Consider the following 20,186-nt stretch of genomic DNA (forward strand, 5'->3'; position numbering starts at 1 on the left):
ACGAATAATTGCTAAGTACTAAAATTAATGCTAATGAAAATAGAAAATATTTTTTCATTTTATTTACTCCATAGTTCTTGATTGCTGTTGTTGAACAGTTTATTTTTTCATCCATCAGTAAGCTATGTAAAGCCTGTAGTAAATCTGCAACAATCATTAGCTTCCTTTATCGTTTGGAGTAATAAAACAATAGAAATTTTTTGTCCAGAAAACCCTTTGGAAATGTGACGAGAACAAATGCATATGTGGTCGCAGCAACTTTCCGAGAAAACTAAACGAGCATATACTATAGTAGTAAGTAGTAAGTAGTAAGTAGTAAGTAGTAAGTAGTAAGTAGTAAGTAGTAAGTAGTAAGTAGTAAGTAGTAAGTAGTAAGTAGTAAGTAGTAAGTAGAACTCTCCCCTTAGAAAACTTTTTTAAACCGCAGAAGTAAAACCAGGAATATTTACTCACTCGATTCGTATTCATTGTTCACCTTAATTCTATGCAAATCTTGAAAAAGAAAAATTAAAAAGCAATATGGGATTAAAATTTTGGTTTATGGAACTAGAGACGATCCCTCAACATATTTCGATTGCATGAGAAAGAATTAATATTTGTATTTCTGTAGAGAGGCATTGCAGTGCGTCTCTACGTTAATGGTGAACTATTAAAGTAAGATTTTAAAAAAGGAGGTTAAAAGATGTCATCCCGACAAGTCGGGTTGGCATCTTTGAAATAACCTACCTGTAAATATAAATTCCACCGGGATTTATCTTGACATCAAACTTTGATATATAAATTCCATTCTTATTAAATACTTTTATCTCTCCGTTTTGTGAAAAATCTTTTGGATTGGAAACATATAATTGTTCTGTGATTTCATCAAAGGTTAATGCATAGGGGATTCCGAAAATGTCATTCACAGTTGCACCGAAAATGAAAACCGTGTCAACGCTTTTTGCCGCTAAGTTTATTCTGCCAACACCTTTATCATTTATGTAGTAAAGAGTGTTGTTCTTTGAGATCGTAAAATCTTGCGGATGATATGCGAGTTTGATTGAATCGACGACAGCTAATGAACCTGGATCAATCATGTAAAAACCCGATATGTAATTTGCATCAAAAAAATCACCTGAGCAGCCGACAAATATTTTTCCGTCGTTTGAGAGAGAGATCATTCTTGGATTGCGTCCGACAGAAATTGTTTTAACTACATTATTAGTATTTATATCAATCACCGAAACTGTAGTACCACTGCCGAGATCGGAATTTGCAACAAAGAGTTTGTTTTCTTTATAAACGATTCCTTCAGGGAATTTTCCAACGGGAATCTCTCGTGATACGCTTAATGTTTTCGGATTAAATTCGATCACTGCATTCTTTGAAAAGCTTGTAACGAATCCTCTTGTGGAATTAAGAATGAAAATTTCACGAGGACTTCCTTTCGCACCAAGATCAATCAATCCGAGCGATTTTCCGTCTACAAGATTCATTACTTCGATTTTGTTGCTTGCATCCACAGCAATGAAAGCTTTTCCATCAAAAAAGAATAAGCTGTTGGCATTGTCGCCAATTGATTTACCATTTGCAGAGGAATAAAAGTTATCAATAACTTTATTTGTTTTTAAATTGTAATGGCTGACTTCGCTGTTATTCCGACCATAAATACCCTCATTCAAAATATAAATTCCATCGTTGAAAACTTTCCAATCATCATCAATTGGATTGTTTTTCTTTGAGCAGCTAAAAATTAAAGTCGAAAGTAGAATCAGTGAAATAGTTTTTTTCATTTATCAAATCTCCGTTTTAAGTGATAATCTAAAATCTCTTCCTGGCATAGGATAAGATTGAATTAAAAAATAGTTTTCGTTTATAAGGTTGTTTACGTTAAGTAGAAGAGTAGTTTTGAGATCATAAAGCCAAATCGAATAACTGAGAGCCAAATCTAAAAGAAGAGGCTCCGATAATACATAATCCGGATCATTATCTTCCGAATAAAAACGTTCGCTGAAATAATTCAAAACGAATTCAAAATTGAATTCCTCTAAGTGCATGCTGAAAATAAAGTTGGCTGCATGCTTAGGAATGTAGACTAATTGCTTTTTATAAGCCTGATCACTTTCTCCAAGCTTTTCGGTATTGTACACGTTAGTGAATGTATAATTTGATCGTGCTGAAATAAAATTTGTAAATTTAAAATCCGAGATCCTCACTTCGAAGCCGTCTGCAGTAACTTTTCCAGCATTACGAGGAGTGAAAACAGCTATTCTATTTGCATACCACACTATTTTGTCTTTTACAAACCGATTGAAAAAGATAAAGTCAGCATTTATGAAGCTTGAATTTACACCGACACCGCATTCGAAGTCATAAATAGTCTCATTTTTAAGATTGGGATTGGAAAGAAAATTCATTTTCGAATAATAAAGTTCATAAAAATTTAGAATTCGTACACCAAATGAATAATTGGCAAATAATCGAACCAAATTTTCGGCAAATGGAGAGTATCCAACTCCCAGTTTGTAATTCAGAATTGAGCTGGATTCTTGGTCTTTCGAGTAAATTGAATTCACAAATGTATTATTCAGCATCAAGTTTATGCCAAGCTTGTGTGAGCTTTCTGAGAAAACAAATTGTTTGTTGAGTGCCGCTGAAATGTTATAGTAGTTTCTTTTCAGTGAAGAATATTTTGTTTGGTGAATCTCGCTTTCATCGAAATAAAAATTTTCAAAGTTTGAATTTAAGCCAGCAGCGATTGAATAACTCTCTCCCAAATAATTTGTTAAAAGTCTGAATGAGAGATTGTGATTTGTAAACTGAAACTGCGTTGAACGAAGATTCACCTCAGCCTGCGGATCTGAGATTTTAATACTTGTCGCATTAAGTCCAATAATGCCATTAATAGTAAAGCCATTTTCAAAAAACCAATTCAGATTTGTAACGAAAAGTTTATTTTTTTCAAATTGCCTGACATTATTCCTCTCATGTTTATTCGAAGCAATAAATCCCGGGAGCCCAAGTTCTTTATCGGAAAAACGAAAAAGAGATTTTACCAATAGAAATGAGTTTGAGATTTCGAAATCATTCGTGAGTGAGAGTTTAATTATTGATTGATCTAAGTCTGCATTCTCTCTCAGGAATGTTTTCCCTTCGAATTGATAATCATAATTATTTACCGCAGTTTTTTTATAAAATGCTAATCCGAAATTTGTATTTGACATAGCTTGATTAATTTGCGTTGAATATGAATTCAAACCGAATGAACCAAAAGTATAATTAAGATTTAATTTCGTTGAATCATTTTTGTTAAATGGATCCAAAAAGATTTTTCCATTAGAGGAATTTGCCCCGATTAAACTGAAATCACTTCCAAGATTTACCGTTATAAAAGATAACTCATCAGCGGTGTAATTGCTGAAATCAAAAGAACCGCCAAGTGTGTTTGTTAAATCCATCCCATTCATCTCGACAGAGGAATATTCTGTTCCGGTTCCTCTAGCAGAAATAGTTTGCAGACTCCCTTCACCGCCATAGGATTTTACGAAAACTCCAGAAGTTTGCTTAAACACTTCACCAACCGATTTTGAGTTGAACAAATTGGATTTTTGAATATTAATTGTTTGCTGACTTGTTGAAAGATTAGAATTTGTCAAGCCAGATTTTTCTTTAATGACAATTTCTTGAAGTTCGTACTGCTTTGCTGTATCAAATTCAGCAAATGCGGAAAAACTTATTGAATCACTAGCTGCACAGGAATAAAAATGGATTTTACCGGCTTTAGCAGTTAAAGCTGATGATAGGCAAACAAAAAATATAAACTTGATTAAAATTCTGTTCATAAAAATTTAAAATAAAAAACCTCTTCGGGGGTGAAGAGGTTTAAAAATCAAATTTTTATTTAAACTTTCCTTCCCCTCGAAGGATTGAGTCTACTCCATTATTGGCAGGTCTCCTGGCTGATGCGAATTGTTAACGCCTTCCCGAAGTTAATGAAAAATAAATAATGAACAGTGCACTATAAACAAACTATAAACTGTACACTGTAAATTTTACATTAATTAATCAGTGGCTTTTGCTAACAACATTTTTGCATTCACAGTTGCGGGGCAGCATCGGTCTTACACCGATTTCCCTTTTAATCACGTGAACCAACAAAGGTATCAAAGAACTGAGTGCAGTTTATAGAATTAATTTTGTATTGTCAAGGATAGAGTAAAGTTAATTTTTTAATTTGTATTTTTTGCTTTTTAATTTTGTTAAAATCTTTTGCTTCCATCTTGGGTAGGTTACATTATTAAATTTTGTCAACAACTCGGAAAATAGAATCATTAAAACAATCATCACGATTACACCGAGGATTGTTTCAAGAACATTCAATTTATTTCCGATGAAAATTTTTATTCCTTGATTCCATGAACTTCCGTAAAGAAGCATAACATGAACAACATATATTTCAAGTGAGTTTTTGCTCGCATTTTTTAAAAATTGCGGAATGTGTTTTATCGGAATCGAAATTAATGCAAACAGACTTCCAAAAACTAACACAATACCGAATCGTGAATAAACAAGATTCGGACTTATTGTCCAAAAGGTTGAATCTGCAAATAGAAGGAGTTCAAATAAATTCAACATTACTGCACCTGCGATAAAGATAATTCCAAGCTTTAATTGAACTTTTGATAGAATTATTAAATCAGTAAAATAATTTTTCTTTTGAAAATAAATTCCGAGAACGCCTCCTAAAAATAAGTATGCCCCCCATGGGAAAAGCGGAAATAAAGATCCTGTAGCTTGCGAGAACCAAGAAGAAAGTGACAGAGGCAGCCAATGTTCCCACTCAATTAATTTCACAATCGGGTGAAACATTAAGAATAAAAATGAGACGAGTAACAAAACTCTCATCGCTTCAAATTTATAATTACGTGCCAGGGTTTCAATCCCCAACAAAATAAGGAGACTTACACCGATCAATTGAAGTATATCAACTGCAAAGAATAATTGGACCATCTGATATGTAACATGCGTCCAGTGAAATGGTGAAGGGGTAGGCGATTTCATCAAATAGCCTATTAAAATAATTAATAAAGCTCGGCGAATTGTTTTTCTCTGAATGAGTTTAAATTTTACAGTTGAGTCGGTTCGTCTGAATCTAACACCATAAACAAAACCTGAAGCAAATAAAAATAATGGTGCAGTCAATCCCCGGAAAAACAACCAAGTATTAAATCCAACTGAACTTGGCATTCGATAGTTATAGCTCAATAAAACATCAACAGTATGTCCGTGCACCATTAAAAAAATGGCAACGAACCTTAAGAGGTCAATAAAAACTACCCGTGAAGTATGTGTGTGGCCTACGCTCGACATATCTTATTCTTCGTGAAAATAGAAATCTCATCCAAACTTCACAATAAAATTTTTTTATTCCTAGATTCATTGTCTATTTTCTAAGACCTTGAAATGGGATTGTGAAATATAGATTACACTGATTTGACTTATTAACAAGGATAAAATTTCAGCATAAACCTTAAGGTGAATAGTACTTAAATTTAACATAAGCTAGTTTATTCCAAATTGACTTTCAAAACGATATTTGATAATTTGAATTCAGTGATTAAATATGAACCTAATGAATTTATATCACCAATAATTTCATGATTATCCTGTTCTGAATGTGTAATTTTGTAAAATATTTTTCTCAAAATACTATCATCTCTTCAAGCTCACGCAATTTAAATCTTAAACTAAATGTTAATCAAATTAAATTATTTATTTTAGAAGGAGTACATTAATGGGATGGTTTGCCCGGACATTCACTTATTCAATCGGGAAAAAGTTGATAATGGCTCTTACCGGTTTGTTCCTGGTTATCTTCCTTCTGGTTCATTTATTTGGAAATGTCTTTTTGTATGTGGGGAAAGATGCTTTCAATGCTTATGTTCATACGTTAAATGAAACCGGTTTGAAGATCCCAATAAAAATCTTAGAAGTTTTTCTAGCACTCGGTTTTTTATTTCACATGATCGATGGCGTGACAGTCTGGATCCAAAACCGTATAGCACGTGGTGTCGGCTACAAAATTAAAAAACCCGATCCAGAAAGCACATTCGCATCCAGAAACATGATAATCTCCGCTTTGCTGGTTTTCGTTTTTCTTGTTATTCACTTGAGAGATTTCTGGTACGCATTCCATTATGGAGACAAAGGTCCGGATATCACCGATTATGACATTGTCGTCGGAGTATTTCACGAACCCATTTATGTTACAATCTATTTAGTGGCAATGGTTTTACTTGGATTGCATCTCTATCATGGATTCCAAAGTGCATTTCAGACTTTAGGATTGAATCATAAAAAATACACTCCATTCATTGTTTGGTTTGGAAGATTTTATGCAATCTTTGTCTCGGCTGCATTTGCATCATTCCCAATTTACTTCTTTTTATTTGTGAGGTAGAAATGAAACTAGATTCAAAAATTCCCGCAGGTTCCATTCAAGATAAGTGGACACAATATAAATTTAATCTTAAGCTTGTTAATCCTGCTAATAAAAGAAAATACAGTGCGATCGTTGTTGGAACTGGTCTTGCTGGAGCTTCGGCTGCTGCATCGTTAGCTGAACTTGGTTACAATGTTACAGTAATTACTTTTCACGACAGCCCCCGGCGCGCACACAGCATTGCCGCTCAAGGCGGAATAAATGCCGCTAAAAATTATCCGAATGACGGTGACAGTATTTATCGACTCTTTTATGACACGCTAAAAGGTGGAGATTACCGAGCTAGAGAAGCAAATGTTTACAGATTAGCTGAGGTAAGCAATAATATTATTGATCAATGTGTTGCACAAGGCGTTCCCTTCGCGAGAGATTACGGCGGATTGCTTGACAACCGTTCGTTTGGCGGTGCGCAAGTTTCAAGAACATTTTATGCACGCGGTCAGACTGGCCAGCAGCTGCTTCTCGGTGCGTACAGTGCACTAAGCCGTCAAGCCGGTAAAGGCAACATTAAAATGAAAACCCGGCGTGATATGCTCGGATTGGTAATTGTTGATGGAATGGCGCGCGGAATAATTGCTCGAAATTTAATTACCGGAGAATTAGAAAGATATACTGCCGATGCCGTTCTTCTCTGTACGGGCGGTTATTCGCGAGTTTTCTTCCTTTCAACCAATGCAATGAATTGTAATGCGACTTCAATCTGGCGTGCACATAAAAAAGGTGCTGCATTTGCAAATCCGTGCTTTACGCAAATTCATCCAACCTCACTTCCGCTTCATAGTGAACAGCAATCTAAATTGACTTTAATGAGTGAAAGTCTAAGAAACGACGGAAGAGTTTGGGTTCCGAAAAAAAAGAAAGACACACGAAAACCGAATGAAATTCCCGAAGAAGAACGGGATTATTATCTTGAAAGAAAATATCCTTCGTTCGGGAATCTGTCTCCTCGTGATATTGCATCTCGCAGTGCAAAAGAAGTCTGCGATGCCGGGAATGGAGTCGGTGAAACCGGACAAGCTGTTTATCTCGATTTTGCCGATTCAATCAATCGGCTTGGAAAGGAAGTTATTGAAGAAAGATATGGAAATCTTTTCCAGATGTATGAAATGATTATGGCTCAGGACCCATACAAAGTCCCAATGATGATCTATCCAGCGCCGCATTATACAATGGGCGGACTTTGGGTTGATTATAATTTGATGAGTACAATTCCGGGTCTGTTTGTTCTTGGAGAGGCGAATTTTTCTGACCACGGAGCAAACCGTCTTGGTGCCAGCGCTTTGATGCAAGGGCTCGCTGACGGTTATTTTGTGATTCCATACACACTTGGAGATTATTTCGCCTCGAATAAATTCAAACCATTAAAAACAGATCATGAAGAATTTGCTAAGGAGGAAGGTCGTCTGCACGAGCAACTTGAAAAACTTCTTTCAATTAATGGCAAACGGACAGTTGATGATCTCCATCGCCAGCTTGGAAAGATTATGTGGGAATATGTCGGTATGGGTAGGAATGAGCAAGGATTGAAAAAAGCAATTGGAGAAATCCAAGAACTCCGCGAAGAATTTTGGAAAAATGTAAATGTTCCTGGTTCGGATAGAGACTTAAATCAAGCACTTGAACGAGCTGGCAGAGTTGCTGATTTCTTCGAGCTGGGAGAATTAATGGCGATTGATGCCTTAGGGAGGAATGAATCTTGCGGAGGACACTTCAGAGAAGAGTATCAAACCGAAGAAGGTGAAGCGAAACGAGACGATGAAAAGTACTCTTATGTTGCTGCTTGGGAATTTGAGCAAGTTGGTAAGTGGAATCTTCACAAAGAACCTCTTGTATTTGAATATGTAAAACCATCTACGAGGAGTTACAAATAATGAGTGGAAATAAATTAACTCTAATCTTAAAAGTCTGGCGTCAGCCGATTAATTCAGCAAAAGGAAGTTTTGTAACTTATCATGCAAATAATATTTCGCCTGATATATCATTTCTCGAAATGATGGATCTTGTGAACGAAGAATTGGAAGGCAAAGGTGAGGATCCAATCGCTATCGAGCATGATTGCCGCGAGGGAATTTGTGGATGCTGCGGACTTGTAATAAATGGCAGACCTCATGGACCATTAAAGGGAATAACCACGTGTCAGCTTCACATGCGGCATTTTAATGATGGTGATACGATATGGATAGAACCTTGGCGAGCAAAAGCATTTCCTGTAATAAAGGATCTAGTTGTCGATAGGAGTGCATTCGACAGTATTATTCAAGCAGGGGGATTTGTTTCGATCAATACAGGCGGTATTCCGGATGGAAATGCTATTCCAATTCCTAAAGAAGTTGCGGAACTTGCAATGGATGCCGCATCATGCATTGGCTGCGGTGCATGTGTCGCTGCGTGTAAAAACGCTTCAGCAATGTTATTCGTCAGTGCAAAAATTTCACAGTTGGCTTTACTTCCGCAGGGAAAAGTTGAGCGGGAAATCCGAGTGGAAAACATGGTTGCAAAAATGGATGAACTCGGTTTTGGAAATTGTACAAATATTGGCTCATGTGAAGCCGAATGTCCGAAAGAAATTAAGATAACTAACATTGCTCGAATGAATCGTGAGTTCATTCGAGCTAAGCTTTGTTCAACTTTGAAGTAATTTATTGGAGATAAATTCTTTTTCGACTTATGAATTTTCAATTTGGAAATTAGGATTTGTCTCCTTTTTATTAATTCGGTTCATATCGATTCTTGACAAAACTTCAACCTTTCGATAAATTGGTTTAAGATATTTTAAGTTAATATGAAGGGAAAAGTATGGAACAGATATCGATATATGAGTTAGAGAAAAATATAGCCCGAATCATTCAAAGTGCTAGTGAGGGCGAAGAATTAATTGTAGTAAAAGATGGGAAACCAATCGTGAAAATCACTTCAATTTCTTCAAGGCCAAAAGCTAAATTCGGGAGTGCGAAAGAAAAAATAAAATTCATTGCTGAAGATTTTGATGAAACACCCAAAGAATTTGAAAATGAGTACATGCCTTGAAATATTTACTAGATACTCACACTTTTCTATGGTTCGTCGGTGGTATTGAAAAAATCTCACTAAAAGTTACTGAACTGATAATTAACTCAAATAATCAAAAATTTATCAGCATTGCAAGTATCTGGGAATTATCTATAAAGATTAGTTTAAAAAAAATAGAAATAGAAGAAAGTTTAATTGATTTCGTTAAAAGCGAATGTGAAAAGAATGGTTTTGATCTGCTTAATATAAATCTAGATCATTTGAACAGGCTTTGCAATCTACCTTTCCACCACAAAGACCCATTTGATCGTCTGATAATTTCTCAAGCTTTAACGGAAAATATCCCTATAATTAGTTCCGATGAGGTATTTGAAAAATATAAAGTGAAAATGATTTGGTAATTGGAGATTTATAGATAAGCTTAATCCTATGTTCGATAGAGAAAAACAAATTGTAATCAATAAATTTTGCGATGTGATCTTTAAAGATCATAATGAAATTACTCTGGGGAAAATTATCTCACTGGCAATTCCAGAATCTATAATAAAATATTTTGATGAAGATATTAAACAGCGTCTCGACCGCGAATTAGCTGAAATCAAGAACTTCTCAACCTTCAATTTTGAAAAACCGGAAGTTCAGCCTCTATTGGCAGAATTAACTGTTATATTGAAAACTACAAAGTCATTCAGTATGAATGATTTCTCCACTTCATTAAAATCTGCTTTGGATTTTACGATTGATTATTTACTCCGTCCATGCGATACTCTGACAGATTTCGTTTTTGATTATAAAGAAATTCAAAGCAGGGAATTCATTTTGCAGAGACTGAATTTCGTTAAAGATTACGAATATCTTCCAGAGATCATTAAAGGATACTTGAAGAGAAAAAAAATCGATTCAATTGGTAAAAAGGAATTCTTAGCTCTCTGTAAGAATGCGGATAAAGAATTCACTAAGGACTTTACAATTATCGATCATTATGTGACTTTTAAATCATTCAAAAATTATCTGAACAGATTGGATCTTTACTTGACGTCTCATGCAGAAGCCGAAGCGTTTCAAATTTTCTTAATGGATAAAGAACAAGAAAGCTTCGCCTCTTTCATTGAAGAAAAGAAAAAAGATTTGACCGATCCGCGTCTTGACTTTAAAGCTTTCCTTCAATCAGTTACTCTGCAGCGCTCAGACACTTCGCGAAAATCCGACGCACTTGAATTTCTAAATGAAGAAAAATCGAAACCTGCTAAAGAAATATTTCGAGCAGAAACTATTCAAGATTTAGGACAGGATCTTGAAGCCCCAGTTGAAAAAGTTTTAGAAACAAATAGTGAAGAACCTTATGAAGTTAAGCAAGAACCTCTTGAGCAGTCATCGGTTGAGAAAAAAGCAGCTGATGTTTTTATGAATTCTTCTTACTCTCTCCAAAATAATGAGTTGTTTAGAAAATTAACTGGGGAAGACGAATCTAAGAAAACAAATTACGCCAGAAATCTAGACGGACTGATAAAAAATCGTTTAAGAAAACTTGTAGTAAAAAAATTATTTAACGGAACCGAAGAAGAATATTTTTCGACAATTGCATTATTAGATAAAGCAGAGAATTGGGATGAAGCATCTCAATTTTTAACTGATCTATTCCAACGAAAAAACATTCAGCCGTATTCCAAGGCTGCAATTAAGTTCACAGAATTTTTATACGATAACATCAGATAACCTCTCTCAGTAAAATTGTTTTTAGATTATGTAGAAATATCAATAAGCTCAGGCAAAGGGGGCAAGGGTTCAGTCAGTTTCCGAAGGGAAAAGTACGTTCCCAAAGGAGGTCCCGATGGCGGAGATGGTGGAAAAGGGGGCGATGTAGTTTTCATTTCGGATTCAAATTTATCCACCCTGCTCGATTTCAGATACAAAAAGAAATACATTGCTCAAGATGGTGAAAACGGAATGGGCGCACTCAAGACTGGAAAAAATGGAAAAGATATTATTCTGAAAGTGCCTGTCGGTACAATTGTTAAAGAAAAAGAAACTGGAAGAATAATTCATGACTTCATTGAAGTAAATGAATCCTTTGTGGCAGCTAAGGGGGGTAAAGGAGGGAGAGGGAACACACATTTCAAATCGGCAACAAATCAATCGCCGAGGAAAGCAGACCCCGGAATGCCTGGTGAAGCGAGATCACTCATTCTTGAGCTGAAATTGATTGCCGATGCTGGACTCGTAGGTTTTCCAAATGCAGGAAAATCAACTCTCATTTCGGTCGTTTCCGCAGCCAGGCCAAAAATTGCCGATTATCCATTTACAACACTCGAGCCCGTCCTAGGAATTGTTAATTACAGAGAATTAAAGAGCTTCGTGATTGCAGATATTCCCGGAATTATCGAAGGTGCGTCAGCAGGTAAAGGACTTGGTCTGCAATTCCTTCGCCATATTGAACGAACAAGAGTTTTAGTATTCATGCTCGATGCAACTTCCGAATCAATTAAAGAAGATTATAGAATTCTTCTTGCAGAACTAAAAAATTACAGTCTAAAAATGATAAAAAAAGAACGGATGATTGTGTTAACGAAAATCGATTTGCTGACTGAAGGGGAGCTCAAAATTCTTGAGAAAGAAATCACCAAGCATCCGATTGACAAAAATATTAAATCAATTTTCATTTCATCTGTCGCAAATATTGGAATAGAAAACCTATTAAATGAAATTTGGCAAAAACTTCGAGACCAGTCGTAAAAAAGTTTTCTTCTCATCAGTATTATTGTTAATAGTTCTGATGATTTCCGGATTTATATGCCTCAGCTTCGGGACAGTAAGTTTTCCACTTACTGAGATTTTCAGTGCAATGTTTTCACCTAATGATGCGAAATCTGTAATCGTAAATATTATTTGGGATATTAGAGTACCGCGTATACTGACAGCAATGTTTGTGGGTGCAGGCTTATCAATAAGCGGAGCTGCGTTTCAAGCGTTGTTACGCAATCCATTAGCCGAGCCGTACATTCTCGGCATTTCAAGCGGCGGTGCTTTCGGTGCAATTTTAAGTATGGCGATTGGAATCGGTTTCATTGGAATGCAAAGTTTTGCTTTTGCCGGAGCTCTTATCACATTTATTTTAGTTTTTTATTTAGGGAAAAGATTGGGAGAAATTGATCCTACGACAATCATTCTTGCCGGTGTAATGATTGGTGCATTTTTCTCAGCTTTAATTCTGCTTATGATTTCTTTCATTGATCAAAGTCTTCGTTCGGCACTATATTGGCTGATTGGAAATTTATCACTCGCTAACTATCAAAGTGTGTACACAATTTTTCCGATCTTAATTATTTCTGCATTCGTATTACTCACCTTCGGTCAAAGTTATAATTTGATTTCAATTAATGAAGAAAACGCCAAACAATTTGGAATAAATACTAAGCGGGTGAAAAATTTGACTTATTTTTTTGCTAGTCTCCTGATTGGAATAATAGTATCGTTTGTAGGGATTATTGGATTTGTAGGTTTGTTGATTCCGCATATTTGCAGGATGATTTTCGGAAACGATAATAAGATTGTTCTTCCAACATCTTTATTGCTCGGTGCGATTTTTCTTGTTTGGGCAGACCTTTTATCAAGAGTTTTAATCCCCCCAACTGAAATTCCAATTGGTGCAATAACTGCCGTCTTGGGTGCCCCGATGTTTATTATTATATTAAGAAAAAAGAAATATGAATTTTAATTCGCAGAGGTATAAATGAAAAAAATTATTTTCTTCTCGTTAATAATAACTAGTTTATCTTTTTTAAGTTGTTCTGAAAGCGGAATAAATCTTTTCAGCGATCAAGATGAAGTTAATCTTGGTGCACAGGTTGATGCTGAGATTCGGAGTAATCCAGCTGAGTTTCCAATTTACACAGCCGATCCGTACGTCAAAAACTATATTAATTCGAATATCTTTATTCCAATTTTGAATTCTCCTGAAGTAAAAAAGAGAGGCGTTTACAATTACAATCTCGAAATAATTAAGAACGATACAACACTAAACGCTTTTGCAACTCCCGGTGGTTATGTCTATTTATACACAGGCATTCTAAAATATCTCGACAGCGAAGCTGCTCTAGCCGGTGTGCTCGGTCATGAAATTGCGCATGCAGAACGGAGACACGCAACTCAAAGAATCACTGCATATTATGGTGTAAGTATTTTACTTGGTTTAATACTTGGGGATAATCCAACTCAATTGGCTGAACTTGTTGCAAACTTATTCACAGGACTAGCATTTCTTGCCAACAGCCGAGCTAACGAAGATGATTCAGATGATTATTCAATTCGATATTTGAAATCGACAAAATATTATCCCGGCGGTGTAAAATTCTTCTTTGAGAAAATGAGAGACGATGGATTAGTTTCTTCCGGCAATTCTCAAATTCTGACTTTTCTTTCCACTCATCCGGATCCGGTTGAGCGGATTAAATCAGCAGATGATAGATTAACCTCGCAGGGATTAAAAGTTATTCCTTGGACCTCGAACGATGCTGATGTTTTCCGAGGGAGCTACACAACGAATATTAAAAACAGACTCAGATAAATCAGGAGGATAAGATAATGTTCAAAGACAATAAGTTTATTCTGCCTTCAGCAATTTTAGGTTTATTTTTTCTTATTTCAATTTTCGTAATTGCATCTGCCTGGCGAAATCACACTCGTTCAAATCAGACTATATCGGTCACAGGTTCGGCAAAAATGGATATCGTTTCTGATTTTGCGGTGTTGAGAGGAACTCTCTCATCACAAGCAAATACAGCAGCAGAATCTTTCCGGCTGCTGAATGGACAGAAACCAAGCTTACTGGATTTTCTGACCAAATACGGATTCCCAAAAGAAAAAATAACTTTTCAAACTGTAAACAGCTATCCGCTCTATGAAATCACTTCAACCGGTGTACAAACAGGAAATGTCAGAGCTTACGTTTATTCACAAAGGTTTGAATTAATGTCGGACGATGTGACTAAAGTCCAAAGTCTTTCACTCGACATAAGCAGTCTTGTCGAAAAAGGAGTGAACATCTCTGTCGATATGCCTGAGTATCACTACACAAAGCTTGCGGATTTAAAAATCCAGATTCAAGCTGAAGCGGCAAAAGATGCAATGAACCGTGCGGAAAAAATCGCCGAAGCCACCGGCAGTTCGCTTGGCTCAATGCGAAGTGCTCGGATGGGCGTGCTCCAAATCACTCCGAAATTTTCGAATATGGTTTCGGATTACGGCGTGAACGACCTCAGCTCAATCGAGAAAGAAATTACAGCAGTTGTAAGTGCTGCGTTTGAGATTAGATGATGAGGTTGGTATTTAGTCGGGCGTAGTGAGTAGTCAGATATTAGAAAATTTAATAGAAATAAAAAGTATTTTCTATTAAAATAAATATCGAAATCATTTAAATCGAAGACCGATTACTAAAGCTAACGATTCATCAATTTCTGTGAGTTGTGCGGGTGAAATTTTTCCCCTGATTCTAACTAATCTATGCCTGCGATCAATTGGCCGAGTATGCAGACAATCTGCAACAGATTTTTTTGTTAATCCATTTGTTTCGTTCGGATCGATTTTCACATTTGTTCAATCATAGCCTTTTTTTCATTCCATGATGTGATTGGAACAACTTGAATCACCGGGATTCTTTCATTGTAAACGTTATTCGTTACGACTATGCAAGGTCTGGTTTTTCCTGTCTCTGATCCAAGGGTCGGATCAAGGTTCACATTGATTATCATCCCGCGCTCGAGTTTTGTCATTCCGGCCAATCCGATATCGCGGAGTTTGTTAAGTCTTGAAGTTCAGAATCTTCATCGAATATCTCACAGTATAAATCCGCAGGTCTTTTCAGTCTTTGGATTTCAATTTCTTTCTTAAAGTGTTCGATTGCTTTGCGAACTAACGAGCTTTTATCTTTAAACCCGAGAGAATGAAATTTACTCAGAAACTCGATCTGTTTTTCATTGAAGCTTATTTTAACTTGCTACATGTTAAGACCTTACATATCACCAATTATTAGGTCTAATTTTAGACCCAAGTTAAGCCCCTTTTATGAAAAAATAAACAAATCAAAGGCAGAATTTCACGTACTTGTAATATTTTACCGATGAAGTGGATTTGAAGGAGTGGTAGCTCAATCGAGAAGGAAATCACTGCTGTCGTTAGTGCTGCTTTTGAGATTAGTTAAGGATCCGATTCAATTAAAACTAAACAAAGCTATTCAATAATGAAATAATTCACTCTTAAACCAAAAGATATTGAACTTGTTTTCTGATCTCCTGAAATATAAGTTGATCTTCTATATGCTACGAAGGGTTCGAGTGCGGCGCTTTTGGTTAAGAAGTAGTTGATACCACCGCCAACCGATAAACTATTGGCATCTGCATTACCAGTTAGAATATTTGAATACTGATAGCTTGCCTCCAGAAATGGAATAAAAGTCCCACCGGATAAATAGTATCTAATAATTGGTCCGACTGAAATTGGTCTATAAATATATTTAGATTCTTGATTTGTTGATTTCCAAGTTGATTCAAAGTACCCGAAGGAAAAGTTTAGCCCGAAAGAAAAATCATCCATAAAAAAGTACATCAATGAAGGTGCAACAAATACACTGATAGATTCGCTTTTGCCAAAAGTTGATTCGTTCGTGCCGCTTGAAAAAGATATCGAGCCTGCAAGATTATAGCTCCCTTGCTTCAGCGCTTCCTGAGCAAACGAATTTGTTAATGATGTGAAAAGTATAACAGATGTAAGTACAAAGATTAATTTTTTCATATAACCTCCAGTGGTTTTAATTTTGAGTGTGTTATCCCAATAAATCGGGAAAAATATTTAAAGTTTAACATACTGTTTTAGTTCTAGTTTATACTCCAAGCACTGTTGAAATCAACCAAAATTTGATAAAAAGTAATATGATCTGTGTCGGTAGTTGGTTGATTTGGTGACAAGCTAAAAATTTAGGCTTCAAGCTAATTTCTAATTAACTTAATTGACGGTCATTAGCAGCGACTTGATATTTCCAATAAGTAAAAAGTTAAATTTGTAAAACAATCAATACTTAATAGGAGATGTCTTATGTAATACACTGGTATCAACTTTCATAAATTTACTTCTTATTTAACCACAGTTGACTCTGTAGGTAAGATTGTTGAACAAGCCGATATTAAAAATGTCAACCATAATTTCGTTCAGTACTTTTATGTAAAATTTAAGACTGATAAAGTTGACTCTCATATTCATACTCAACTTCTTCGCATGAACTTTATTCCAGCAGCTCACAAAATCTCAAACGATAATCGACTCTTAAGAGATGCACTTCGAACTAGACTCAAAATCGTGCAACGCCATACTTCTATCACTAATTCTATGCATCTGTTTCTGGCTAAATATAACTTAGATTCGCCTAAGCAACTCAATGGTATTCCTAAGTTTCAGTTTGAACAATTATCCAAAGTAGAATCATTACTCAAAGAACAAATGCTTGATCTAGAAAAACAGTTATATCCTTTTCTTATTCATGGCACTAAAGAGGTTTGGCTGCCTGCATGGTTAGCGTACCGATATTACTGGCAATATTTGTTTTTGTTAAAGCAGCTAATGTTATTTCAATGGACATTTCGCTTTTGACAATAAACTTGCAATTACTTTTACAATGGAATTTTATTATTCACTTGACTTTTTACTTATTAAAGATGTTAGCTGGCATACTTGCACTAACTTTGTTTTTAAAACTATTGCGAATAATGGGATGTATATCTATCAAGTAAATTTCTAATTACCTTCTGATACTGGCTCCCATGTTTTTGAGCAATTTCTTTAAAAAATTCTATACTTGATTTGCTCAAATTAAGAGTAACTTTTACTGTATCTTCTTTGAATACCAAATCTTCTGGTTTAGGAAGAAAGTCTTTTACAATTTCTATCTTCCCAAGATTTTCATTACTATATTTTATTTTCTTCTTCATAAATCTGTTTTCCTTTCCTCCAATATCCGGCACCAATAATTCTAATTTTATTATTTCTATATGTAAAACGAACAGTAAGTATATTTTCTCCAATTTTTCCAAAACAGTAATATCTTTCTTCACTTTCACTAGGTTCTAAATCTTTGGCTATAATTCTTTTTGAATCAGAGAATGCATATTGAGCTTCTTCAAAAGAAATATTGTGCTTCTTCTGGTTAAGTTTATTTTTATCTTCATCCCATTCAAATGCAGTAGTTTCGGCCAATGTGCATTCTTTATTTTTGAATCATTCTGATATACATACTTTTATATGGCTTTTCAACCACATATTTAGCCAAGAACGATTAATTATTCTGCCAATATATCCGCATAGTATTCCGGCGGTTGGAAAACTATATTCTATTAAAAACCTCATTTTCATTTCCATTTCTCAATTTTTTGCGGTATATCATTCAAAGGCATCTATCTTTACTCTTTCCTCAACTAACTTATAGATTGCATCTTCCAACGTGCCAGATAGGATTTGTTTTTCTAAGTCAATCGCTGTAATTGCCGTTTGTTGATAGCTATAATATTTGTAACGAGGCATCTTTCTTTCCTGGAATTTTATCTTCCTTTTTACTTCAGGAATTTATTTAAATTTTTTGTCTGCCTGCAGCAGGCAGGCCTCGTGCAATTCTTTTCCAAAGGATGGTTCCCATAACTCTTTTATCTTCCTTTTTCGACAGTCTCGTTATGCATTGCCCCTTAAAAAATATGCAATTTAATTTCTTTAACTTTATTAAAATCTTTTTCGTTAAAAGTGGCTATTGTAGTAATTTGACTTGATAATCCAACACTTATAACTTCATAATCGTGGATCTGTAATCCAATAGGTTGGTATATCTTTAATAAATCTTTAAATATTAAAAAGGATTCAGCATCCGGATATAAAATTGTCATTACATTTGTAAAATCTTCAATTACAAGAAGAGCATCTTTTAATGATAATGGATTAGGAATTCTTGTTATAACCGAAAGGAATTCTGATAAATTTTTTGAAGTAGTATATAATTCGTGTTGTTCCGAGAATATAGTGTGAGCTTTTGTAAAATATTTCGAATCTTTATCGATAGAATAAATTAAAACATTAGTATCGAGTAATATTTTACTCATAAGCTCTTTCTCGAATATTTACATTATCGAGCTGTCCTTTGAGGTTAAATGTATGAATCTTTTTTTTCTGTGTTGTCTTAGTTCTAAGAGAATTGATGTATTCATATACTTTTTCTAATAAATCATTAGGCATTGTATCTATTTCTCTTTTAACTTTTTCTTTCGTTGTCATTTTTACCTCGCTTAAAATTAACTAATACTAAAATATGAATTTTCTTCTTAAACAATCAATCATATATTAGAGGCATAACGGCGTGGATTTTTACCCGTCTGCCCATCCGTCAGCTGACGGACAGCAATGCCGCTTTGAACTTGCCCGCCGTTTGTTGGCGGGAAACCAATGCCAACCTGTCCGCCATCTGTTTGGCGGATGCCGCACTAAAAAACAGTTTACCCCGACTTGTCTGGGTTGACCGAGTTAAGCGGCGGATTATATTGCGACCTTATTTTATTCTTCTTTTTGATTTAGAATAATCTGAATTTTTTCTTTTATCTCTGGTAACTTGCTTTTAATTGCATCCCACAGAATTCTATAATCAACATTAAAATAATTATGAATTATTTTATCTCTCATTCCAGCAATTTTCTTCCATTCAATGTTTTTATGTTTCTTGCGAAAATCGGGTGATAGGTTTTCAACTGCTTCACCTATAATTTCAAAACTTCTAGAAAATGCTCTAGTATATATTTCATTTTCAAAAAATGCCTCATAATCAAGACCTTCAGTCGTCTTTAATAAAAATATAATTTCATCAAGAATATGTCTTAGATTTACTTCGTTACGCTTCATACCATTGAACTTCATTTTTAATATATGGAAGTATATATGGGCTTATTCCTTCTTCAGTTAAAAGGTCAACCTTTCTGTTAAAAACCTTCTCTAGTTTAAAAGCAAGTTCGATAAAATTATCAAAAGTCTTTTCTTCGAAATCTACAAGTAAGTCAATATCACTTTTTTTTGAAGATTCATTTCTACCATAAGAGCCAAACAATCCAATTTTCCTTACTCTATACTTTGTTAGCAGGTTTTTATTCCTGTGTAAAATCTTAAAAATATCTCTTGATGATAAATTCTTTTTCATAAAGATTTAATCTATTTACAGTAAAATAAAAAAAAACTCTCTAATAAGATACTTTTACATAGTTGAAAATGTAAGCAATATAATAGCGTTGTGCTTAACCGGCAGCCCATTCGTTAGCTGACGGGCAATAATACAGTTTTTCCAGAAGGAATGCCGTTGGGAGAAAAACTAACGCCAATATTTTTTAATTAACTTTTCTTTTACAACCCACTTCACAGAGCAACTAAGTTTTGTCAACTAACCTTATAATATTTCAAACGACCGCATCGAATCCGCCGTGGCAGAGCAAGCGGCTTGAAGAATTGGACAGGCATTTGATAAATTACCACAGAAAAATTTCTTATCATCTAAATTTCTTTCAGGTTCCCAATAAACTGGTCCACTTATTTCTGCTGGAATTTTATTTTCCTTTTTACTTCAGGAATTTATTTAAATTTTTTGCCTGCCTGCAGCAGGCAGGCCTCGTGCAATTCTTTTCCAAAG

Annotated in this window: 20 protein-coding genes, 2 pseudogenes and 1 riboswitch; of the genes and pseudogenes, 10 read left to right on the forward strand and 12 right to left on the reverse strand. The window is 35.0% G+C overall.

Features of this window, described 5'->3' with window-relative positions:
- Positions 1 to 722 precede the first annotated feature (722 nt).
- The 3 genes from FJ213_09355 to FJ213_09365 form a co-directional block, all read right to left on the reverse strand.
- Entirely contained in the window at positions 723 to 1,772 is a 1,050-nt protein-coding gene (locus FJ213_09355; GenBank protein ID MBM4176364.1) for a hypothetical protein, read from the reverse strand.
- A gap of 3 nt (positions 1,773 to 1,775) precedes the next feature.
- On the reverse strand, positions 1,776 to 3,821 hold the full coding sequence (locus FJ213_09360) for a hypothetical protein (protein ID MBM4176365.1): 2,046 nt from the start codon (positions 3,819 to 3,821) through the stop codon (positions 1,776 to 1,778).
- 85 nt (positions 3,822 to 3,906) lie between these two features.
- Positions 3,907 to 4,150: riboswitch (cobalamin riboswitch) on the reverse strand.
- Positions 4,151 to 4,200: 50 nt separating this feature from the next.
- Complete coding sequence (locus FJ213_09365; protein ID MBM4176366.1) at positions 4,201 to 5,349, reverse strand: DUF1624 domain-containing protein; 1,149 nt, start codon at positions 5,347 to 5,349, stop codon at positions 4,201 to 4,203.
- Between the two features lie 424 nt (positions 5,350 to 5,773).
- On the opposite strand from FJ213_09365, the gene FJ213_09370 reads away from it, so the two are divergent.
- The 10 genes from FJ213_09370 to FJ213_09415 all read left to right on the forward strand — a co-directional run bounded on the left by FJ213_09370 (position 5,774) and on the right by FJ213_09415 (position 14,803).
- Positions 5,774 to 6,439, forward strand: coding sequence for a succinate dehydrogenase cytochrome b subunit (locus FJ213_09370; protein ID MBM4176367.1), 666 nt, complete (start codon positions 5,774 to 5,776; stop codon positions 6,437 to 6,439).
- 2 nt (positions 6,440 to 6,441) lie between these two features.
- Positions 6,442 to 8,352, forward strand: a complete 1,911-nt coding sequence (locus tag FJ213_09375) for a fumarate reductase/succinate dehydrogenase flavoprotein subunit (GenBank protein ID MBM4176368.1) — start codon at positions 6,442 to 6,444, stop codon at positions 8,350 to 8,352.
- A complete protein-coding gene (locus tag FJ213_09380) occupies positions 8,352 to 9,119 on the forward strand; it encodes a succinate dehydrogenase/fumarate reductase iron-sulfur subunit (GenBank protein MBM4176369.1) in 768 nt (255 codons plus the stop codon). Before FJ213_09375 ends, FJ213_09380 begins: the two co-directional genes overlap by 1 nt.
- Before the next feature lie 158 nt (positions 9,120 to 9,277).
- Positions 9,278 to 9,508 carry a type II toxin-antitoxin system prevent-host-death family antitoxin gene (locus FJ213_09385; protein MBM4176370.1) on the forward strand — a complete coding sequence of 77 codons (231 nt, stop codon included), beginning with the start codon at positions 9,278 to 9,280 and terminating at the stop codon, positions 9,506 to 9,508.
- The gene (locus FJ213_09390) at positions 9,505 to 9,891 is read left to right on the forward strand and encodes a type II toxin-antitoxin system VapC family toxin (protein ID MBM4176371.1); all 387 of its coding nucleotides are present in this window, start codon (positions 9,505 to 9,507) and stop codon (positions 9,889 to 9,891) included. The genes FJ213_09385 and FJ213_09390 overlap by 4 nt, the downstream gene beginning before the upstream one ends.
- Positions 9,892 to 9,919: 28 nt before the next feature.
- Positions 9,920 to 11,206 (forward strand): hypothetical protein, encoded by a 1,287-nt coding sequence (locus FJ213_09395; protein ID MBM4176372.1) that lies wholly within the window; start codon positions 9,920 to 9,922, stop codon positions 11,204 to 11,206.
- A 15-nt stretch (positions 11,207 to 11,221) separates the two neighbouring features.
- Positions 11,222 to 12,223, forward strand: coding sequence for a GTPase ObgE (gene obgE / locus FJ213_09400; GenBank protein ID MBM4176373.1), 1,002 nt, complete (start codon positions 11,222 to 11,224; stop codon positions 12,221 to 12,223).
- The gene (locus tag FJ213_09405; protein ID MBM4176374.1) at positions 12,189 to 13,205 is read left to right on the forward strand and encodes an iron ABC transporter permease; all 1,017 of its coding nucleotides are present in this window, start codon (positions 12,189 to 12,191) and stop codon (positions 13,203 to 13,205) included. Before obgE ends, FJ213_09405 begins: the two co-directional genes overlap by 35 nt.
- A gap of 15 nt (positions 13,206 to 13,220) precedes the next feature.
- A complete protein-coding gene (locus FJ213_09410) occupies positions 13,221 to 14,054 on the forward strand; it encodes a peptidase M48 (GenBank protein ID MBM4176375.1) in 834 nt (277 codons plus the stop codon).
- Positions 14,055 to 14,071: 17 nt separating this feature from the next.
- Complete coding sequence (locus tag FJ213_09415) at positions 14,072 to 14,803, forward strand: SIMPL domain-containing protein (GenBank protein ID MBM4176376.1); 732 nt, start codon at positions 14,072 to 14,074, stop codon at positions 14,801 to 14,803.
- A 93-nt stretch (positions 14,804 to 14,896) separates the two neighbouring features.
- On the opposite strand, the pseudogene FJ213_09420 reads toward FJ213_09415, so the two are convergent.
- The 9 genes and pseudogenes from FJ213_09420 to FJ213_09460 all read right to left on the reverse strand — a co-directional run bounded on the left by FJ213_09420 (position 14,897) and on the right by FJ213_09460 (position 19,703).
- A pseudogene (locus FJ213_09420) lies at positions 14,897 to 15,258 on the reverse strand (type II toxin-antitoxin system PemK/MazF family toxin).
- Positions 15,255 to 15,488: pseudogene (locus FJ213_09425) on the reverse strand (hypothetical protein). The pseudogenes FJ213_09420 and FJ213_09425 overlap by 4 nt, the downstream one beginning before the upstream one ends.
- Positions 15,489 to 15,715: 227 nt before the next feature.
- Positions 15,716 to 16,276: a hypothetical protein gene (locus tag FJ213_09430; GenBank protein ID MBM4176377.1), complete on the reverse strand. Its 561-nt coding sequence runs from the start codon at positions 16,274 to 16,276 to the stop codon at positions 15,716 to 15,718.
- 956 nt (positions 16,277 to 17,232) lie between these two features.
- Positions 17,233 to 17,466 carry a CopG family transcriptional regulator gene (locus FJ213_09435; GenBank protein ID MBM4176378.1) on the reverse strand — a complete coding sequence of 78 codons (234 nt, stop codon included), beginning with the start codon at positions 17,464 to 17,466 and terminating at the stop codon, positions 17,233 to 17,235.
- Positions 17,444 to 17,731, reverse strand: a complete 288-nt coding sequence (locus tag FJ213_09440; GenBank protein MBM4176379.1) for a BrnT family toxin — start codon at positions 17,729 to 17,731, stop codon at positions 17,444 to 17,446. The genes FJ213_09435 and FJ213_09440 overlap by 23 nt, the downstream gene beginning before the upstream one ends.
- A gap of 482 nt (positions 17,732 to 18,213) precedes the next feature.
- Positions 18,214 to 18,621: a type II toxin-antitoxin system VapC family toxin gene (locus tag FJ213_09445; protein ID MBM4176380.1), complete on the reverse strand. Its 408-nt coding sequence runs from the start codon at positions 18,619 to 18,621 to the stop codon at positions 18,214 to 18,216.
- Complete coding sequence (locus tag FJ213_09450; protein MBM4176381.1) at positions 18,614 to 18,793, reverse strand: hypothetical protein; 180 nt, start codon at positions 18,791 to 18,793, stop codon at positions 18,614 to 18,616. Before FJ213_09450 ends, FJ213_09445 begins: the two co-directional genes overlap by 8 nt.
- A 276-nt stretch (positions 18,794 to 19,069) precedes the next feature.
- Positions 19,070 to 19,411 (reverse strand): DUF86 domain-containing protein, encoded by a 342-nt coding sequence (locus tag FJ213_09455; protein ID MBM4176382.1) that lies wholly within the window; start codon positions 19,409 to 19,411, stop codon positions 19,070 to 19,072.
- A complete protein-coding gene (locus FJ213_09460; GenBank protein ID MBM4176383.1) occupies positions 19,401 to 19,703 on the reverse strand; it encodes a nucleotidyltransferase family protein in 303 nt (100 codons plus the stop codon). The genes FJ213_09455 and FJ213_09460 overlap by 11 nt, the downstream gene beginning before the upstream one ends.
- Between the last annotated feature and the right edge of the window lie 483 nt (positions 19,704 to 20,186).

It is taken from the genome of Ignavibacteria bacterium, assembly GCA_016873845.1.
Taxonomy (GTDB): domain Bacteria; phylum Bacteroidota; class Ignavibacteria; order Ch128b; family Ch128b; genus JAHJVF01.